14 protein-coding genes are annotated in these 19,442 nt (G+C 71.4%); 8 read left to right on the forward strand and 6 right to left on the reverse strand.

Annotated features, from left to right (window positions below):
- Window positions 1-81 precede the first annotated feature (81 nt).
- The gene (locus tag AA23TX_RS04670; protein ID WP_155541351.1) at window positions 82-1,539 is read left to right on the forward strand and encodes a flavin-containing monooxygenase; all 1,458 of its coding nucleotides are present in this window, start codon (window positions 82-84) and stop codon (window positions 1,537-1,539) included.
- 47 nt (window positions 1,540-1,586) lie between these two features.
- Here AA23TX_RS04670 and AA23TX_RS04675 read toward each other — a convergent pair whose 3' ends face one another.
- The 3 genes from AA23TX_RS04675 to AA23TX_RS04685 all read right to left on the reverse strand — a co-directional run bounded on the left by AA23TX_RS04675 (window position 1,587) and on the right by AA23TX_RS04685 (window position 6,260).
- Complete coding sequence (locus AA23TX_RS04675) at window positions 1,587-2,057, reverse strand: helix-turn-helix domain-containing protein (protein WP_155541352.1); 471 nt, start codon at window positions 2,055-2,057, stop codon at window positions 1,587-1,589.
- Window positions 2,058-2,307: 250 nt separating this feature from the next.
- Window positions 2,308-3,963, reverse strand: a complete 1,656-nt coding sequence (locus tag AA23TX_RS04680; protein WP_155541353.1) for an LCP family protein — start codon at window positions 3,961-3,963, stop codon at window positions 2,308-2,310.
- Between the two features lie 143 nt (window positions 3,964-4,106).
- Window positions 4,107-6,260 carry a phospholipase A2 gene (locus AA23TX_RS04685; protein ID WP_155541354.1) on the reverse strand — a complete coding sequence of 718 codons (2,154 nt, stop codon included), beginning with the start codon at window positions 6,258-6,260 and terminating at the stop codon, window positions 4,107-4,109.
- A 1,257-nt stretch (window positions 6,261-7,517) separates the two neighbouring features.
- On the opposite strand from AA23TX_RS04685, the gene AA23TX_RS04690 reads away from it, so the two are divergent.
- Complete coding sequence (locus tag AA23TX_RS04690; RefSeq protein ID WP_155541355.1) at window positions 7,518-7,859, forward strand: hypothetical protein; 342 nt, start codon at window positions 7,518-7,520, stop codon at window positions 7,857-7,859.
- Here AA23TX_RS04690 and AA23TX_RS04695 read toward each other — a convergent pair.
- Both AA23TX_RS04695 and AA23TX_RS04700 read right to left on the reverse strand, forming a co-directional pair.
- Window positions 7,837-9,282, reverse strand: a complete 1,446-nt coding sequence (locus AA23TX_RS04695; protein WP_439328744.1) for a sensor domain-containing diguanylate cyclase — start codon at window positions 9,280-9,282, stop codon at window positions 7,837-7,839. The genes AA23TX_RS04690 and AA23TX_RS04695 overlap by 23 nt on opposite strands.
- A gap of 332 nt (window positions 9,283-9,614) precedes the next feature.
- Entirely contained in the window at window positions 9,615-10,829 is a 1,215-nt protein-coding gene (locus AA23TX_RS04700; RefSeq protein WP_196425180.1) for an MFS transporter, read from the reverse strand.
- A gap of 384 nt (window positions 10,830-11,213) precedes the next feature.
- Here AA23TX_RS04700 and AA23TX_RS04705 point away from each other — a divergent pair, with 384 nt between their 5' ends.
- Window positions 11,214-12,113: an SDR family NAD(P)-dependent oxidoreductase gene (locus AA23TX_RS04705; protein ID WP_155541356.1), complete on the forward strand. Its 900-nt coding sequence runs from the start codon at window positions 11,214-11,216 to the stop codon at window positions 12,111-12,113.
- A gap of 66 nt (window positions 12,114-12,179) precedes the next feature.
- Here AA23TX_RS04705 and AA23TX_RS04710 read toward each other — a convergent pair whose 3' ends face one another.
- The gene (locus AA23TX_RS04710; protein WP_155541357.1) at window positions 12,180-14,036 is read right to left on the reverse strand and encodes an AMP-dependent synthetase/ligase; all 1,857 of its coding nucleotides are present in this window, start codon (window positions 14,034-14,036) and stop codon (window positions 12,180-12,182) included.
- A gap of 194 nt (window positions 14,037-14,230) precedes the next feature.
- Between AA23TX_RS04710 and AA23TX_RS04715 the strand changes: the two genes are divergently transcribed.
- From AA23TX_RS04715 to AA23TX_RS04735, 5 genes are all read left to right on the forward strand, one after another.
- On the forward strand, window positions 14,231-14,887 hold the full coding sequence (locus AA23TX_RS04715; RefSeq protein WP_155541358.1) for a transcriptional regulator: 657 nt from the start codon (window positions 14,231-14,233) through the stop codon (window positions 14,885-14,887).
- 597 nt (window positions 14,888-15,484) lie between these two features.
- Window positions 15,485-17,998, forward strand: coding sequence for a sensor histidine kinase (locus tag AA23TX_RS04720; RefSeq protein ID WP_155541359.1), 2,514 nt, complete (start codon window positions 15,485-15,487; stop codon window positions 17,996-17,998).
- The gene (locus AA23TX_RS04725) at window positions 17,998-18,417 is read left to right on the forward strand and encodes a roadblock/LC7 domain-containing protein (RefSeq protein ID WP_155541360.1); all 420 of its coding nucleotides are present in this window, start codon (window positions 17,998-18,000) and stop codon (window positions 18,415-18,417) included. The genes AA23TX_RS04720 and AA23TX_RS04725 overlap by 1 nt, the downstream gene beginning before the upstream one ends.
- Complete coding sequence (locus tag AA23TX_RS04730; RefSeq protein WP_155541361.1) at window positions 18,414-18,785, forward strand: DUF742 domain-containing protein; 372 nt, start codon at window positions 18,414-18,416, stop codon at window positions 18,783-18,785. Before AA23TX_RS04725 ends, AA23TX_RS04730 begins: the two co-directional genes overlap by 4 nt.
- Entirely contained in the window at window positions 18,766-19,368 is a 603-nt protein-coding gene (locus tag AA23TX_RS04735) for a GTP-binding protein (protein WP_004561734.1), read from the forward strand. Before AA23TX_RS04730 ends, AA23TX_RS04735 begins: the two co-directional genes overlap by 20 nt.
- The last annotated feature ends 74 nt before the right edge of the window (window positions 19,369-19,442 follow it).

Raw genomic sequence — 19,442 nt, forward strand, 5'->3', positions numbered from 1 at the left:
CGGTGGTCACGGGCGACACTCTACCGGTAGTAACCTACTCTGAGTAAGCTGGACGACGAGTAACAGTAACCGGGAGGCGCGATGGGCAACCGCACGGAGACCGGGGTCGTGATCGTCGGGACCGGGTTCTCCGGTCTCGGCATGGCGATCCAGCTGCGCAAGGAGGGGCGCGACGACTTCGTCATCCTCGAAAAGGCGCACGACGTCGGCGGCACCTGGCGGGACAACAGCTACCCCGGGTGTGCCTGCGACATCCCGTCGCACATGTACTCGTTCTCCTTCGAGCAGAACCCGGGCTGGTCGCGGGCGTACTCGCCGCAGCCGGAGATCTGGCGGTACATGCGCGAGGTGGCCGACAAGCACGACCTGCGCCGCTTCGTCCGCTTCGGCCAGGAGATGACCGGCGCCCGCTGGGACGCCGACGAGAACCGCTGGCACGTCGCCACGAGGGGCGGCGACGAGTTCGTGGCGGGTGCGCTGGTCGCGGGGGTCGGGGCGCTGCACCTGCCGCAGATCCCGGAGCTGCCCGGGATCGAGAACTTCGCGGGCCCGGCGTTCCACTCCGCGCGGTGGCGCCACGACGTCGACCTGAAGGGCAAGAAGGTCGCCGTCGTCGGCACCGGCGCCAGCGCGGTGCAGTTCGTGCCGAAGATCGCGCCCGAGGTGGGGGAGCTGACGCTGTTCCAGCGCACCCCGCCGTGGATCATGCCGAAGGCCGACCACGAGATGTCCGGGCGCACGCGCGCCCTGTTCAAGGCGTTCCCGCCGGCCCAGCGCGCCTACCGGAACCTGCTCTATTGGATGCTCGAAGCGCGCGCCATCGGCTTCAACGGCCAGTCGTGGGTGATGAAGCTCGGGCAGCGCCTGGCCAAGCGCAACATCGACCGCGCGATCACCGACCCGGCGCTGCGGCGCAAGGTCACCCCGGACTACACCATGGGCTGCAAGCGCGTGCTCATCTCCAACGACTACTACCCGGCGCTGGCCCGGGACAACGTCGACGTCGTCACCGACGGCGTGAAGGAGGTCCGCGAGCACAGCGTCGTCGACGCGGCGGGCGTCGAGCACGAGGCCGACGTCATCGTCTACGGCACCGGCTTCCACGTCACCGACGCCTTCGACGACCTGGAGATCGTCGGGCGCGACGGGCGCAACCTGGGCAAGGAGTGGGCGACCGAGGGGATGCGGACGCACCTCGGGATCACCGTCGCCGGCTTCCCGAACCTGTTCTTCCTGCTCGGCCCGAACACCGGCCTCGGGCACAACTCCGTCGTGTTCATGATCGAGGCCCAGATCTCCTACGTCGCCGAAGCGCTGCGGCTGGCCCGCGGCAAGGCGATCGAGCCGAAGCCCGAGGTGCAGGAACGGTTCAACATCTCGATCCAGCGCAAGCTGGCGAAGGGTATTTGGACGCGCGGCGGCTGCAAGAGCTGGTACCTGGACGCGAAGGGCGTCAACCGGACGATCTGGCCGGGCTTCACCTGGCGGTACTGGCTGGACACGCGCAAGGTGCGGCGCGAGGACTTCCTCGTCGGCTGACCGGGCGGTCCCCACCGGCGGAGGAGGCCGGTGGGGACCGCCGCGGATCAGCGGGAGACGTAGCGGCGGAGGCGGCCGATCAGGTCCACGGTCGGCAGCCCGCACAGCTCGGCCATGCGCTCCAGCGCCGGCAGGTCGAGCGCGACCTCGGCGCCCCCGTGCTCGCCGGACTGGCGCAGGCGGTCCTCGGCCCAGCGGCGCAACGGCAACAGCTCGTCCGACGCGTCGGCGACGACCTTGCGCAGGTCGACGCGGACCCGGCCGGGCTCGTCGACGAACACCCGGCGGTGCACCTTGGCCAGCAGGTCCTGGGGCAGCTCGTCCATCGCGACGCACAGCTCGACCAGGCGCACCACCGAGCACTGTCTGGTGCCCAGTTCGTAGGTGGCCAGCGTCTGCAGCGAAATCTCGCTCTGCAGGTGCTGGTTCAGCTCCTTGCGCGTCCACCCTCGGCTGCGCCTGAGCTTGCGGAGCTCGTCTCCGAGAATCCGCTGATAGTCCTCAGCGTCGATCAGCACATCAATGTCCCCTGCCGTGCTCTCCCGCGGCACTCGCACGGTGGTGACAAGATTCCCGTGCAGGTGCACCCTCACATGTATGTAAGTGCGCAGGCCCCCGGCCCTTACGCGATTCCGGGCATGTCTTTGATACCGATTGCGCGAGTTAGGCCGAACGGGTTAACGGCAGGTGGCCATGCCTGCAAATTGCAGTCTGCAGAACACTAAACCGATCGCAGTGTCCCTGATGGACAGTCGGACCGGGCCGCCCTCAGTTGACGCAGGGGACGCCTTCGGCGGTGATCGGCTTGTCCTCGTCGGCGACCGGCGGCGGGGCCGGGGCCTGGGACGACGAGCCCGCGGCGGCGCCGGAACCGGCGCTCGCGTCGGAGGCCGTGCCCTGGTAGTCCGAGCCCAGGAACACCATCACGTGGCCGGCCGAGACGCTCTTGTCCTCCTGGATCGTCGGCGAGCCGCCGAGCGCGTCCGCGACGGCCTGGCCCTTGTCCTTGCCACCCTTGGGGACCCAGATGACCGTGGTCTTGCGCGCGGTCGCGTTCGCCGTGTCGCCGGAGGTGAAGCCCTTGGCGTCGAGGGTCTTGGCGACGCTCGCGGCCAGGCCGGTCTTGCCGGAGGCGTTGCGGACGTCGACCGTGGTCGCCTTGTTCGCGGGGTCGGCCTGGTTCGCCGGCGGCGCCGTCTGGCCCGGCTGCGGCCCGGCGAGGCTCTGGACGAACTGCTTCACCTCGGCCGGGTCGACCTGGATGGCCGTGCCGTCTTCGGGGGTCTTGTACTCGACGTTCTTCACCGGGATGGTGCGGAACTCGAGCTGGCCGCCGGTCAAGCCCTTCATCTGCTGGGCGAACCCGAAGATGTCCCAGTTCTGGTTGAGCACGACCGACTTCTTGATGGCGTCGATCAGGTCGGACAGCTTGCCCGGGTTGGTCAGCGTGCCCGCCGAGAGCACTTTGCGGGCCATGCCGGCCATGAACACCTGCTGGCGGACGACCCGGTCGAGGTCGCCGTTGGGCAGCCCGTGGCGCTGGCGGACGAACTCGAGCGCCTCGACGCCGGAGATCGTGTGCTGGCCCTTGGTGAAGTTCGCGCCGGAGTACTGGTCCTTGACGTTGTTGTTGAGGCAGACGTCGACGCCGCCGATGGCCTTCGTGATGTCGCTGAAGCCGAGCAGGTTGACCGCGGCGTAGTTGTCGATGGTCGACCCGGTGAGCTTCTCGATGGTCTCGATGAGCTCCTTCGCCCCGGCCTGGTTGGCCTTGACGTCGAGCTCCTTCGGGTCGGTGACGCCCTGCTTCTGCAGGTCCTTGCGGGCCTGCAGCATCGCCCTGGCGTAGGCGGAGTTGATCTTGTGCTTGCCGTAGCCGGGGATGTCGACGTAGGAGTCGCGCGGCAGCGACATCGCGACGGCCTTGCTGCCGTCGTTCGGGATGTGCACGAAAATCAGCGAGTCGGTGTTGAGCTCGCCGTCGGAGTCACCCGCGCGCAGCTCGTCGAGCACCTCGCGCGAGAGCGGGTTGCCCTGGGCGTCGGTGCGGCTGTCGAGGCCGACTAGCAGGATGTCGCGGGCGCCGTCGGCGGGCTTGTCGCCCCCGCCGCCGTCGCTGATCACGTTCGCGTAGTTCAGCCCGTTGACCAGGCCCTGCATGGCGGCCCACGCGTACCCCGTCAGGCCCATGACCAGCAGTGACACGACGGCCAGCGCGATCTTCGCGCCGCGGAAGGAGTTGCGGCGGGCCCGCGGGGCCGGCCGCGGCTGGGGACGGCGAGGCGGCGGAGCCGTGCGGCGCGCGTCCACCGGCTCGCGGCGGGGCGCCGGGCGGCGCGGCGGTGCGGTGCGCCGGCCTGGCTCTTCCTGCCGGGGCCGGGCGGGGCGGCGGTCGCCTTGCCCGTTCCGAGGCGGGTGATCCACGCGGGCGACTCCTCACTGCTTCGATCGGTACTGCCAGAGGATGGACGCATGGTGCCTTCACCTGGTTGCCGTAGCGTTACACATCCCCCTGTGAATGTGGCATGCACCACCCAGTTTCCCGCACGCCAGCTGGTTTCGCCTGGTCAGGACGTCGCGTTCGCCGGTCTGCGGGCCGGCAGCAGAGTGCCCGCCGTCGCGAGCAGGGCGAACCCGGCCGTCGCCGCGTGCAGCGTGACGCCGAGGAGCTCGGACGTGCCGCCGCCGTCGGCGAACAGGAGCGAGGGCGCGCAGGCGAGTGCCGTGGTGAGCCAGGTGCCGGTCGCCGCGCCCGCCCCGAGCCGGATCGTGTGCAGCAGGAACACCCCGAGCAGCAGGTGCACCAGGCTCTGGATCGGGTCGAGCCGCAGGCCCAGCAGGTCGGCGTCGGCGGCCACCCCGCCGAAGCGGGTGAGCGCGAAGCCGAACACCCCGAGCGTCGCGTAGCCGATGCCGAACCCGGCCGCGGCCCTGGTCAGCACGACGGTCCGGCGGCCGGGGAGCTCGGCCGCGCGGGGCCGCCGTCCGTGGTGGCTGTGCCGCTCGAACCACCAGAAGACCAGGGTCGCGGGCACCGCGAGCAGCCCGACCGCGACCAGCGTGCGCGGCCGGACCAGCCAGGTCAGCCCGTCGGCGATCCGGCCGGGCAGGTACACGATCGACACGAGCAGCAGCATCCCGGCGAGGAACGCCAGGTAGAGGCTCATCGGCGCGCGCACGACGAACCGGGACGCGGCGGCGACGCGCGGCCGGTCGCCGAGCCTGCCGAGCGGGCCGGCCAGGAGCCCGAGCACGCCGAGCTGGACCAGGCCGAGCAGCAGCACGCCCCACGGCGGCGCCGAGAACGCCGCCGGGGCGCCCGGGCTGCCGAGCAGGACAGGCGGCCCGTCCCGCAGGACGCTCACCACGACGAGGCCCGCGACACCGGTCGCGGCGGCCGCGGCGAGCAGCCGTCGTGACGGGCGTACGCCGTCCGCGTGCGCGAAGGCGAGTTGCTGAGCCAGGAGCGCGAGAGCGAACGTCGCCGCGAAGCGAGGCAGAGGCGAAGCGGTCGCCTCGGCGGCCAGTTCGCCGGCGACGACCAGCGCGAGCAGCCCGGCCGCCGCGCTCACCGGGGCGCGGCGGTGCAGGGCCAGCAGCGGGGGCGCGCAGACGATCGTCAGCAGGTAGACCCCGAGCAGCCACAGCGGGTGCAGCGCGATCCGCATGACCGTCGCGGTCGTCCCCGCCGGGATGCCGAGGAGCTCGAGCGCGAGTGGCGTCAGGAGGGCGACGACGGCGAAGATCAGCGCCGGGCGCAGCAGCGGGCTGGCGCGCTCGGCGAGGAAGTGGCGGTAGCCCCCGCCGTGCTCTTGTTCGGTGCGCCAGCCGGCCGCGTTGGCGTGGCCGCCGGCGAAGAAGATCAGCGGGGCGAGCTGGGCGAGCCAGGTCAGCGGCCAGAGCGACGTCTCCGACGCGCCGGCCCAGTGCGCGAGTGCCGTCACCGACTCGCCGAGGAGCAGGAGGACGACCCCGCCCGCGCCGAGCAACGCCCACCGGGTGACTTCGGCGGGGGTGGCGGCGGGCACCGGCAGCCGCGGCTCGCGGCGGGCCCGCAGCCAGCCGCGCAGCCGGAAGACCAGCAGGCAGGCGATCACGAGCACGCCGGCGACCATCGGGCCGATCGGGTCGCCGACCGGCGGGCCCCAGCGCTGGTGCCACGAGTTGACGACCAGGCCGGCCGAGTAGAAGGACGCGACGACCCGGCAGGTCCCCGCGGAGTTCATCGGGTTGAGGTCGCAGGCGTGGTGCATGTCGTGCGACAGCTGGTTGTCGAGGGCTTCACGGACCTCGGGGCCGAGCGGGTGGCCCTTGCGGTCGGCGTAGCGCAGGAGGTCGTAGCCGAGGTCGTGCGCCTTGCACGGCACGGCGTAGTCCCACTTCGTGTTGTCGTCGCCCCAGGGCGTCGAGCAGCCGCCGTCGACGTGGACGGCGCGGACGGTGCCGTCGCGGGCCGTCATCGCACCGGGGGTGACGCCGCTGAGCGCGGTGAAGTCCTTCGGCAGCCGCGCGAGCGCGTCGGGGTGCGGGCCCGGGTGGACGAGCGCCTCGATGGCGTTCTGCGCGGCGAGCACGTCCCCGGTCGGCGGGCCCTGGTCCGGCGGGGCCGGCGGGCGCGAGGCGATCAGGCCGAAGGCGAAGACGACCAGGAGGACCAGCAGCAGCCAGCCGGACGTCGACCAGGGTCGGCGGACACGAGACGGCTCGGTCGGGGCTGGCATGGGTTCAAGGGTGCCAGCCCCGTCCCGGCGACGACACGGGGCTAACCCCCGAGCCGGGTCCTGCCCGATCGGGTGGCGCGGAGGGCTGCCCGTTCTTACGTTCCGCGACGGGCGGGCGCGGCGCAGACTGCGTCCGGGGGACCAGGAGGCGTTGCGGTGGGCGCGACCGATCCCGACGGACGTTCGGTGCCGGTGGAGAACACGGTGTGCGCGTTGCGCCGGCTGGCGCCCGGAGCCGCGTTGCGCCCGGTCCCCGCCGAGCTGCGGGTGCTCGCTTCCGCGTTGCGGGAGTGCTCGGTTGCGGAGCTGGCTGTCCGGTGTCCGTCCGCGGTGGTGCGAGTGGTGCTGGGATCGCAGCTGCGGGCGCTCGACCGCGCGATGACGGGGTTGTTCGGCCCACCGTCTCCGGAGGCGGCCCGGCTGGTCCGGGCGGCTCGGTTCAGCGGTCGGCGTCGTGGCGGGTTGCTCGACCGGCTGAAGGCGGAGCCGGGCCTGCGCGCGGCGGCTTCGGGCTGGGCGGAGGCCGTGGGTGCCCGGCTGCTCGCGGACGAGCTGCGCGGGGTCGCGCCGGCCCCGGACGGAGCGGATGGACGGCGGGCGGCGGAGCTGGTGGTGGCCGCGTTGCTGCCGCGACCGGAGGACGGGGGCCGGGAGGTTCCGGTGTGGCAGGTCGCCTGCGGTTGTGAGCCGGGCTTGGCGCGGGGCGGTGCTGTCGGTTGCGTGGCGGGTGGTTCGGCGCGGGATGGTGCTGCTGGTTGTGGGGCGGGTGGTTCGGCGCGGGATGGTGCCGCTGGTTGTGGGGCGGGTGGTTCGGCGCGGGATGGTGCTGCTGGTTGTGGGGCGGGTGGTTCGGCGCGGGATGGTGCCGCTGGTTCTGGGGCGGGTAGCGGTGCTGCTGGCTGTGGTGCGGGTGGTTCGGTGGGAGGTGGTCCTGCCGGTTGCGCGGCGACTGACTCGGCGCGGGACGGCGCCGCCGGTTCTGGGGCGGGTAGTGAGGCGCGGGAAGGCGTTTCCGGCGAGGCGGGCGGCTTGACCGGGAACAGTGCGGCTGGCTGTGGAGCGGGTAGCGAGGCTCGGGACGGAGCTGCCGGTGGGGCGAGCGGCTCGGCGCGGGGCGGCGCCGCCGGCTGTGGGGCGGGGGGTGTGCGGGCGGATCGCGAGGCAGGCCATCCACCGGCGGCCGGGTGCGGGACGAGTCGCCCGTCGGAGGGCCGCTGCGAGGCCGGCCCGTCCAGTGGCTTCCTCGAAGTCCGTTCGGTGCGGGTCGGCGAGCGGGGGTTCCGGGTCGACGTCCGGGCCGATCCACCCGCTGAACTGGTCCGCGAAGGTGCGAGCCTCGTCCTGCGCGCGCTGTGGTGGAACGGTCTCGGCCGGGTCAGTGACGATCTCGGCCACGAATACCTCGTCCTGGCCAAGGACCCGGACGGCACCGGGATCGTCCGGCACTGGTGCCACCCCCGCCCGGCACCGGGCGCCCGCGTGCTGCGACTGGAGTCGGCCGGCTACCGCGGTGAGCGCCTGCGGCTCGACCCGGCCGCCGCCGGGACGTCCGCCGAGGTGCTGGTGAAGCTCGCGCTCACGGTTCGGCTGGGGGCGTGACCGGGAGTCCCCCTCCCGGGGTATCCGGGGCGAAGCACACCTGGTCCCGCCCGTTCTCCTTCGCCAGGTACACCGCCGCGTCCGCGGACTGCAGCAAGCGCTCCAACGTGTCGCCGTGGCGGGGGTGGCGGGCCACTCCGATCGACGTGGTCCGGTCGGCGATCGTGGCCGGGTCGCCGCGCTTGTCCGTTGTCACTATGTGCAGCTTGGCGATCGCCACGCGTACGCGCTCGGCCGCGTCCCACGTCGACTCTTCGTCGATGTCCGGGAGCAGAATGAGGAATTCCTCACCCCCGAAACGGCCGACCAAGTCGCTCGGACGCGTCACTTCGTCGAGGGTTTGCGCAACCGTGCGGAGCACGTCGTCACCCGCCGGATGTCCATAGGTGTCGTTAATCCACTTGAAGTGGTCGAGATCGACCATCAGCAGCGCCAGTTGATCACCCGATCGTGCGGTCCGTTCCAGTGCTCGCTCGGCCGACTCCGACCAGCCGCGCATGTTGAGAATCCCGGTTTTCGGGTCCGTCCGGACGTCGTTCTGGAGCTGATCGAGTTCCGCGAGGCGATTGAAGACCACGGTGACCACGGCCATCACCGCCACCATCGGCGGCACCGCGGCGAGCAGGATCGCGGTCACCGCGCCCAGGCCGATGGTGATCGCTTCGAGCGTGTTGTCGGCGGGGCTGCCGAGCACGTTACGAACCGTGCGCCCGGCGGGGGATCCGAGCAGCAGGACCCCGCCCACGTACGCGATCTGGATGGCCTCGTAGATGGCCCCGGTGAGCACGATCGTGCCGAACTCGCGGAGGAAGCCGCTCCAGTCCGGCGGCCCGAGCAGGTGGGGCCCGAGCGAGGTGTACGTGACGTGCGCGAGCGTGCCCGCGAGGCCGTGCGTGATCGACGAGAAAACGAAGTTGTTGGCCGGCCGGCGCGCGATGAACCAGTGCTGCGCCCGGACCACCGCGATCACGAACAAAACGAGCGGAATCGGCAGGATCATCGCCGCGGAAAACGTCCAGACGGCGGTCAGGTCGATCAGGACCGTTTTCGTCCGGTCGCGCCGGCGCTCTTCCTGGCGCTGGGTCAGCTGAATGTGCACGGTGGCACCCGCCGCCAGAATGGCGAAATTGATCCAGTCGTTTCCGGACGGAATCGGCGAGCGCGCGAAAGCGGTCGCGAGAATCGCGACGGCGACGGCTTCGGCCCCGAGCATGAACGCGACCTGCACCGGCCGGCGACGCCACAGCGCCCAGTTGCGCGGCAGGTACGCGTGGCCGCTCCGGGCGGTCGCGAGCGGACCACCGGTCGTGGTCGCCGACTCGTCCGTGGTCACGCGCTGGTCCGCCGCGTCCGGGCCGCCGGCCTCGGCGGGGCCGGGCGGCCGCGTCGGCTGGCCGGGGTCGCCGTCCGGTCCTGGATGCAATTGGTCACCTCCTTTCCAGCCTAGTCGCCGCCTTGAGTAATCTCATCGGTACCTGGCAGAGTGTTCACGCATTCCACGGCCGGGTACCATCCCACAGCAACAGACCTGCCGAGGACCCGGAGGAACTGCCGGGAACGCGGTGCAAAAGGTTCTGCGAGACTCTCCCCGCACGGAGGTGGCCCCCATGCGCAACCGCGACTTCTGAACCACCCGCGAATTGTCGCCCGAGACGCTCGTGAATGCCATTCATGATCTTGGTTGCACAGAGAGGTGGCACCCGATGGCCAACCGTGACTTCTGATCCGTCCCGGCCGGGAGATCCCGTTCCCCGCTCATGACGCCCGTGGCCCCGGCTCCGCTCCGCCGGCCCGGCGCCAGGACAACGCGACCGGAACGGCCAGCAGCAGCCCCACCGCCCCCGCGAGCGCGATCGTCGTGTTCGCCGAACCGACCCATTGGGCCACCAGCCCGCCGATGCCGACGCCCACGCCCTGGGCCACGCGCAGCCCGGTCCGGTAGAGCCCGCCGGCACTGCCCCGGATGTCGTTGGGCACCCACGTGATGAACGTGGCCGAAACCGTGATGACATACGCGCCCGTCGCGCCGGCCAGCGCGAGCAGGATCAGCGCGAACGCCAGGTTCGGCTGCAGCGCGAACGCCGCCAGCGCGGCCAGCGGCAGCGCGGCCAGCACCCCCAGCAGCCGGCGCCGGCGCTCCGTCGAGACGAACCGCGACAGCAGGAACGTCCCGACGACGAAGCCCAGTGGATCGGCCGCCAGCAGCCAGCCCACCGCCTGGTCACCCGCGCCGAGCTGTGCGGCGAGCGGCGCGGCGAGGCCCTCGGGGATCACCGCGAGGCCGACGAGCCACGACAGGTAGAGCAGCACGCGGAGCCGTTCGTCGCCGAAAACCTGCCGGATGGCGCCGAACCACGGGGCGCCCCCGTCCCCCGCGGCCGCTCGCCGCAGTACCGCCAGCCGCACGGCGACGGCGGCGACCAGGAACGTCGCCGCGTCGATCGCCAGTGCCCACGACGTGCCGATGCCGGTCACCAGCAGGCCGCCGGCGGCGAGGCCGGCCAGCATCGCCGTGTTGTTCGTGATCCCGCGCAGGTCCTGGCTCTGCAGGTAGACGTCGTCGTCGGCGAAGATCTCCCGGCCGAGCGCGTTCTGCGCCGCGTTGCCCGGCGCGTTCGCCAGCCGGGCGAAGACGAAGAGGACGAACAGCCAGCCCATCGGCATCCCGGGCACGGCCATCAGCCCGATCAGCACGGCCTGCGCGAGCGAGCCCGTCACCAGCACCGCGCGCCGCGGGAACCGGTCCGCGAGCTGCGACAACCCGAGCCCGCCGGCGAGCGCGGGCAGGAACGTCAGCGAGTAGACGACGGCCGAGAGCAGCGGCGACCCGGTCCGGTCGAAGATCAGGATGGCCAGCGCGACGATGGTCAGCTGGTCGCCGAGCATCGACTGCGTTTCGGCGAACCACAGCGCGCGGAACTCCCGGTTGGCCAGTACGGCCCGGAACCGGGGTGTCGCGCGTGTCGTCACCTCGTAACCACCGTCCCCCGATCGAGTGAATATGGATCGCCCGCATTGTGCCTCGCCAGTGACGACCCCGTCCGGGGGAGTCACGGCTGACCGCCCGGAAGCACTGACAGTATGCCGCCGGTTACGCGCCGGTGTCCCCGGAACGCGCGTCACCGTCCGCTTCGGAGCCGATCGGGTTACCCGCACGGTGAGGGGCCGCGATGGGCAGTGACCGGCTCGCGGGTACCTCCGGACTGATCGAACCGGATTCGCTCGGCGCAGGGCGGCGGCCGCTCGTCGTCGCGACGCTGCCCCACTGGACCGAATGGGCCAAGACTGGACGCAGAGCCGGCCGGGGTGGGCGGACCGCGCCGCCGTCGGCGCGCGCAGAGCGGGGAGATGACGATGGACGGGTTGATGCAGGGCAAGGCGGTCGTGGTGACCGGTGCCGGCCGGGGCCTGGGCGAGGCGTTCGCCGTGCACGTCGCGCGCGCGGGCGGGGCGGTGGTCGTCAACGACATCGACGTCGACCTGGCCGAGCGCACGGCGGAGAACATCCGCGCGCACGGCGGCCGCGCCGTCGCCAGCGGGCACAGCGTGGCCGAGGCCGGCGAGGCCCAGGAGATCGTCGACCTGTGCGTCAAGGAGTTCGGCGGGATCGACGGGCTGGTCAACAACGCCGGCCTGAACTACGAGGCGCTCCCCTGGGAGGACGACGCCGAGCAGGCGGCCGAGCTCGTCCAGGTCAACGTCATGGGCGTGGTGAACACGGGCCTGGCCGCGATCAAGGCGATGGTCGGCGCCGGCACCGGCGGCTCGATCGTCAACATCTCTTCGGGCGCGTCGCTCGGGCAGCGCAAGCTCGGCGTCTACGCGGCGAGCAAGGGCGCGGTCGCGTCGCTGACCTACTCGTGGGCGCTCGACCTCGAGGAGGCCGGCATCCGCGTCAACGCCGTCTGCCCGCTCGCGCACACGCGCATGGTGTGGAAGTCCGAACGCTCGCTGCGCGCCTGCCCGCCGGACCGCACGCCGTCGCGGATCGCGCCGGTCGTGCTGTTCCTGCTCGGCGAAGGCTCGCACGGCATCACCGGCCAGATGATCCGGTGCAACGGCCCGCAGCTGCACGTCATGGGCCAGCCGTTCCTCAAGCAGCCGATCCTCGAACGCCCGGTGTGGGACACCGAGACCGTGCAGAAGGCGTTCGACGAGGTCTTTTCGGCCCACCTGGAGAACTACGGCCTGGAGAAGCGCGTCCCGCCGCGGCTGCGCAAGTGGACGGACTCGACCTCGCCCCGCACGGCCTGAGGCGCGGCTTTCACGGGAAAGCTGCCACCTGGGGGTGGAGCCTTCACGTGAAAGCCGCGGTCGCGATCAGGACCCGGCGGCGGGCTCCGGGTCGCGGACGGCCGCGTAGAGGGCCTCGATGTCGGTCGAGTAGCGGTCGTTGATGACCCGGCGCTTGAGCTTGAGCGTCGGCGTGAGCTCGCCGGACTCGGGTGTCCAGGCCTTCGGGAGCACGTGGTAGCGCTTGATCTGCTCGATCCGGGCCAGCCTGCTGTTGGCCGACTCGACCGCGCGTTCCAGCTCGGCCCGCACCGCCGGGTGCGAAGCCAGCTCGTCCGGCGACGCCTCGACGCCGTTCGCCGCGGCCCAGCCGGGCGCGATCTCGTCGTCGAGCACGATCAGCGCCGTCACGTACGGCCGGTCGTCGCCGATCGCGACCGCCTGGCCGATCAGCGGGTGCTCCTTGAGCAGGCCCTCGACGCGGGTCGGCGCGATGTTCTTGCCGCTCGAGGTGATGATCAGTTCCTTCTTGCGGTCGGTGATCGTCACGAAGCCGTCTTCGTCGATCGTGCCGATGTCGCCGGTGGCGTACCAGCCGTCGGCGTCGGTGGCGTCCTTGATCGTCCCGTCCTCCTGCAGGTAGCCGAGGAAGACGATCGGGCCGCGCACCAGCAGCTCGCCGTCTTCGGCGAGCTTCACCTCGACGCCGTCGAGCGGCTTGCCGACCGTCCCGGCCCGGAAGTCCGAGCCGGAGTTCGACGTCGCCGCGCCGGTCGTCTCCGACAGGCCCCAGACCTCGCAGATCTCGAGGCCGAGGCCGGCCAGGAAGTAGATGATCTCCACCGGCAGGGCGGCCGCACCGCTGGAGGCGACCAGCACCTTGTCCAGGCCCAGCAGCGCGCGGATCGGAGCGAGCGCGGCTTCGTCGGTCTGCTTGATCTTCTCGGCGAGCTCCGCCGGCACCGGCTGTCCGGCGCTGCGCAGCTTGTAGCCCTGCTGCAGCAGCTCGTTCGCCTGCAGCAACGCGGTCCGCCGGTCCTCCGGCACGCCGCCGAGCATGTTCTTCAGCCCGGCGACCATCTTCTCCCACACGCGCGGGACGCCGAAGAAGCTCTCCGGGTGCACCTGGCCGAGCGCGCCGACGACGCCGGACGGGTCGGCGAGCGTGTGCACGTGGCCGGCCCACACGATGGGCAGGTAGATCGACAGCTCGCGCTCGGCGATGTGCGCGAGCGGCAGGTACGCGATGTTCGTCGCGTGCATCGGCGGGTGGTGCAGCTCCGTCACCGCGTACGCCTGGTGGATCGCGTTGCGGTGCGACAGGACGACGCCCTTGGGGTCGCCGGTGGTGCCGGAGGTGTAGATCATGGACAGCGGGTCGTCCGGCTTGATCTCCTGCCAGGACCGCTCGAAGACGTCCGGGTCGGCGGCAAGCGCTTCCCGGCCCTGCTCCCGCAAGGAAGCGAAGGAGAGGAACCGGTCGTCGCCGTCCGGGATGGCCGCGGCGTCCATGACGACGATGTGGCGCAGCGCCGGGAGGTCCTCGAGCACCGGCTGCCAGCGCGTCAGTTCGGACTCGCCGCCGAGCACGACGACCGGCGCCGCGCTGTGCCGCGCGACGAACCGGATCTGGTCCGGGCTGAGCGTGGCGTAGGCGGTGCAGGGGATCGCGGACAGGTGCGTCGCGGCGAGGTCGGCGATGATGTGGTCCGGGCAGCCGGGCGCCATGATCAGCATGCGGTCGCCCGCGGCGAGCCCGAGCCCGGCGAGGCCGCGGGACACCTCGGCGATCGCGGTGCGGAACTCCAGCCAGCTGAGCGTCGGCTTTCCTTCGAGGTCGAGCGAGGTGATCGCCGGCAGGTCCGGGTAGTCGACCGCGTTGCGGTGCAGCAGCCGCGGGATCGTCAGGCCCTCGGTCTGCTCGGCGACGGACGGGGTGGTCAACGCTGGCCTCCTCGAAAGCGGCGGAAAGCCACACTGTATTGGCTCCCGCGCCGGGTGGATAGAGAATCGCGGCCACGTCAAACGCCCCCTTCACACGGCCTCTCGCGGTCAGCTCCCCACGACCGTCCACAGTGCACACGGGCGCCGGTGCGCGAACCGCGCTTCAATGGGGTGAGGACTTCGAGGGGGAAACGATGACGCGATCGGCCCGGAAACTGCTCGACGAGATCCAGCGGGAGCTCGCACCGCGCGACGACGACAACGAGCTGGTCCCGTTGATCACGTCGGGCCGCGCACCGCGCGCGGTGTTCGCCGCGCTCGCCGCGGAGGAGAAGCGGATCACGCTTTCCGATTGGCGGAGCTTCCACGCGCTCGCCGCCCGCGCCGACGAACCGAACGCGCGCACCTTCTTCGGCGGCCTCGCGCCGGGGGAGCAGCAGGCGAACGGGATGCTCGACGCGTTGCTCGAGGCCACTGGTCCGGACCACGGCAAGGAGCGGCCGCGCGCGGGCTGCCAGGCCTACCCCGCTTACGTCGCGTGGCTCGCGCTGAACGGCGAATCGTCGGCGACGGCGGCCGGGATCTACGCGAACTTCGCCGCCTTCGGCCGGTACTGCGCGGACGTCGCCGCCGGCATGCGCCGGCACTACGGCTTCACCGACGACGAATGCGCCTTCTTCGACTTCTTCGCCGCGGACGTTCCGGAAATTGAAGAACAAGCGCTCGCCGCGATCCAGGCCGGTCTCGACGCGCGCCGGCTCGACGAGCGCGAAGCCCACCTCTACGCCCGGCTCTTCCAGAGCTACGAACTGCAGTTCTGGAACACCCTCGCCGCCGAGTTCCGGGGCTGACGCCGCGGAACCGGTTCCAGGCCTCCGCGAGGTGCCACGCGGAGTGGTCGAACCAGCGCGCATGCGGAATGGGGGGAATTCCGGCTCGCCGTCCGGGGAATCCGTGGCGATGACGGCGAATGCCGTGCAATTCCGCTTTGGGGAAGCCGCAAACCCCGGACGAAGCGCGCGCTGCCGCCTGCCGTCGCCGGCTCGTGACCTTTCTCACCGAACCATCCGGCGCTCACGTACGTAGCGGACCCCGCCGCGGCGCTTGGGTCGATCGCACCACCGAAGAGCCTGCACCCAAGGGGTGGAACGGAAACAGTGCTGGGACGAACGTCACGACTTTCGGTGGTGGACTTTCCAAGCGCAGGCGGCAAGTGTGGACGGGTCACCGTTTCAAGATCACGTTCTCGCCACGGACTTGACGTGCCCTGAAGGGCTGCATACCGTCGTCGCGGGCGAAGCAGACCACGGTGATGTTGATCCGGCTGGTCGGAATCCGGGTGTTGACCGCCTCGGGCGACCCGAAACCATGTACTGCCGGAAGGAATACGGACCCAGGTGAAGCAGATTTCTCTTCGACGCAACCGGGGATCCTCGATTCGGAAGCGCGTGCTCACGATCGCGCTCATCCCCAGTGTGGCCTTGCTCCTCGTGGGTGTGGCCCTCGCCGGTTACCTCATCTACGACGCCGTCACGGGCCGTGACTACGTCAACCGGATCCGGGGCTCGGAAGCCCCGTCGATCCCGTTCTTCGGCGCGCTGCAGCAAGAGCGCCAGGCGACCCTGAGCCTCCTCGCGGGCCAGGGCAACCAGCGCGCCGTGCTCGCGGCCGTCCGCCCGAAGACGGACCAGAACGCCGCGAAGACGATCGAGTACCTGAAGGACAACTTCGCGGGCTACGACGACACCCCGCCGAGCGTGCAGAAGAACATCGCCACGTTCTTCGGGCTCTTCCAGCAGCTCCCGCAGACCCGGCAGGCGGTCGACAGCGGCCAGATCCAGATCGGCCAGGCCTACACCTTCTACAACAAGATCATCGACCAGTTCACCGACGGGCTGGCCGGGCTCGCGCAGAACGCCCGTGGCGCGCAGAACGCGTTCGACCGGCTGACCGCCATCCCGATGTTCACCGCGGCCGAGTCGATGCAGCGCAGTGACGCACTCGCCGCCGCCGGGCTCGCGGCGGGCGGACTGAGCAGCGACGACTTCCGCAACTACGTCGAGCAGGTCGGTGCCTACCACGCGCAGCTGGACGCGTCGGCGCCGAAGATGATCCCCGACGTCAAGGCGAAGTACGACCAGCTGCTGGCCAGCCAGCCGTGGCAGACGGTGAACCAGGTCGAAACCGCGTTCCTGCGCGGTGACCTGTCGAAGCTGCCGGTGGCGCAGGACCAGTGGCGCACCAGCGCCCGGCTGGTCGGCGACGCCCTGTCCGGCATCTTCGTGCTGCAGAGCTCCAACGCCAGCCAGGCCGCGATCAACGACGCCGACTCGACGTTCACCGAGTCGCTGATCGCCGGTGTGATCGCGGTCCTGTTCGCGGTCTTCGTGGTGTTCGTCGCCGTCCGGCTGTCGAACCGGCTCATCGGCCGCCTGCACCGGCTGCGCGAGGACACCCTCGACGCGGCCGAGGTGCGGCTGCCCGAGCTGGTCGCCCGGGTCCAGGCGGGCGAGCCCGTCGACCTCGAAGAGGGCGGGCACTTCCTCGACCACGGCACCGACGAGATCGGTCAGGTCGCCGACGCGTTCAACAAGGCGCAGCAGACCGCCATCGCGGCCGCCATCGACGAGGCGAAGATCAAGGAGGGCACCAAGGCGGTGTTCCTCAACATCGCCCACCGCAGCCAGGTCATCGTGCACCGCCAGCTCAAGGTGCTCGACCAGGCCGAGCGCAAGCAGGAGGACCCGGAACAGCTGGACACCCTGTTCCAGCTCGACCACCTCTCCACGCGCGCCCGCCGCAACGCCGAGAACCTGATCATCCTCGGTGGCGGGCAGCCGGGCCGGCAGTGGCGCAACCCGGTCGGGCTGGCCGAGCTGGTCCGCGGCGCGTCCGCCGAGACCGAGGACTTCGCCCGGGTCAAGACGGCCGCGCTGCCGCAGATCGCCATCCGCGGCCCGGTCGTCGGCGACCTCGTGCACCTGCTCGCCGAGCTGATCGACAACGCGACGTCGTTCTCGCCGCCGCAGTCGCGGGTCGAGGTGCGCGGCAACGTGGTCGGCAAGGGCGTCGTGATCGAGGTCGAGGACCAGGGCCTCGGGCTCGAGCCGGACCAGACCGACGAGATCAACACGATGCTGGCGAGCCCGCCGGACTTCGGGATCATGGCGCTGTCCGACGAGCCCCGTCTGGGCCTGTTCGTGGTCGCGCGGCTGGCCGCCCGCCACGGCATCCAGGTGCACCTGCGGGAGTCGGCCTACGGCGGCACCCGCGCCATCGTGCTGGTGCGCACCGACCTGTTGGCCCCCTTGGCGGAGTCCGAGCCGGAGCAGCCGATCACCCCGCCGAAGCCGGAGCTCGTGCCGAACCCGGTCGAGCCGGAGCCGGTGAACGACGAGGTCGCGCCGCTGCGGCGGCCGGTCCGCCGCCCGGCCCGCCACCGGACCGAGCCGCCGATGCCGGTGTCGCAGCCCGACCCGGCCCCGGCCGCCCCGCCGATGCCGGTGACGTCGCCGTCCCCCGCGCAGCCGCCGTCCGCGCCGACGCCGGTCCCCGTCGGGGCCGTCTCCGAGCCGGTCAGCCAGCCGACGCAGGCGCAGCCGGCGGTCGCCGCGGTGCGCCCGCCCGCGCCGCCGGTGCGGACGTCGCGTCCGGCCCGCCCGGCCGCGCAGCCGCCCGTGTGGCCGCCGTCGGAGCCGCGGCCCGCGATGCCCCAAGGCCGACCGGAGCAGCCGCGTCGCCCGGAGGCCCCGGGCCGCCCGCCGCTGCCCCAGCGGCGACGTCAGCAGAGCCTCGTTCCGCAGTTGCGGGAAGACAAGCCCGCCGCGCAGGAGCGGGAGGAGGTCCGGCTGGATTCGCCGGAGGCCGCCCGCAGCCGGCTGTCCGCCTTCCAGCAGGGCACCCGCCGCGGCCGTGACGAAGAACCAGCCGAGAACGACGACAGGTACGGAGAGCGCGAGTAATGGCCAACTCAGGCGTCAGTGAGCTCGACTGGCTGCTGGACGACCTCGTCAAGCGGGTCGCCGGGGCGGACCGCGCCGTGGTCCTGTCCTCGGACGGCCTGCTCATCGGGAGGTCGGGCAACCTCTCCGAAGAGGACGCCGAACACCTCTCGGCGGTCGCCGCGGCGTTCCAGAGCCTGGCGCGCGGGACCGGACGGCACTTCGGCGGCGGCAACGTCCGTCAGACGATGGTCGAGATGGACCACGCGTTCCTGTTCGTGACGGCGGCCGGCCGAGGCGCTTGCCTCGCCCTGCTGGCTCGCGAAGACGCGGACATGGGGCTGGTCGCGTACGAGATGAACCTGATGGTGAAGCGCGTCGGCCAGGTGCTCACCTCGGCCCCGCGGACCGGTGCCGGCGTCCTGCCCACGTCGCCATGAGCGGACGGCACGAAGCCTGGTTCGACGACGAGGCCGGCCCCCTGGTCCGGTCCTACGCGGTCACGGGTGGCCGCACCCGGTCCGACACGCTCGGGCTCGACCTCATCACGCTCGTGGTCGCCCTGCGCACCGCGCACGAGGCGGGCATGCTCGAACCGGAGTACGCGCGGATCATCGCCCTGTGCCAGCGGCCGGTCTCGGTGGCGGAGGTCGCCGCGCGCGTCGACCTGCCGCTGCCCGTGGTCAAGGTGATGCTCAGCGACCTCATCGAGCAGAACCTGGTGCTGTTCCGTACCGCGGCACCGGCTCAGGAATCCCCCAACCGACACGTATTGCAGGCGGTCCTTGATGGCATCCGGAAACTCTGACCCCCGGCGGAACCTGACCGCGACCGCGGTCAAGGTACTCATCGCCGGCGGGTTCGGGGTCGGCAAGACCACGATGGTCGGCTCGGTGAGCGAAGTGCCGCCGCTGCGGACCGAAGAGGTCATCACGACCGCGTCCGAGGGCGTCGACGACCTCTCGGGGGTCGAGCAGAAGACCACCACGACGGTCGCGCTCGACTTCGGCCGCATCACGATCAACCCGGACCTGATCCTGTACCTGTTCGGCACGCCGGGGCAGGACCGGTTCTGGTTCATGTGGGACGAGCTGGCGGAGGGCGCGCTCGGCGCCGTCGTGCTGGCCGACACCCGCCGGCTGGACAGCTGCTTCGCGGCTGTCGACTTCTTCGAGCGGCGCAACCTGCCGTTCGTCGTCGGCGTGAACTGCTTCGACGGCGCGTACCGCTACGGCACCGAGGAGGTCCGGCAGGCGCTCGACGTCGGCATGGACGTCCCGCTGCTGCTGTGCGACGCCCGCGAGCGGGAGTCGACGAAGCAGGTGCTGACCAGCCTGATGGAACACGTGATGGCGCGGTCCGACCTGGCAGCCGCCCAGGGCGGCTACTGACTGAACCTCATTCTGGTCAGGCCGGCGCTACGGATCGCAACGCGCCTGCAAGCAGTGACCTTTGCGCCGGCCGA

It is taken from the genome of Amycolatopsis camponoti (genome assembly GCF_902497555.1).
Lineage (GTDB): Bacteria > Actinomycetota > Actinomycetes > Mycobacteriales > Pseudonocardiaceae > Amycolatopsis > Amycolatopsis camponoti.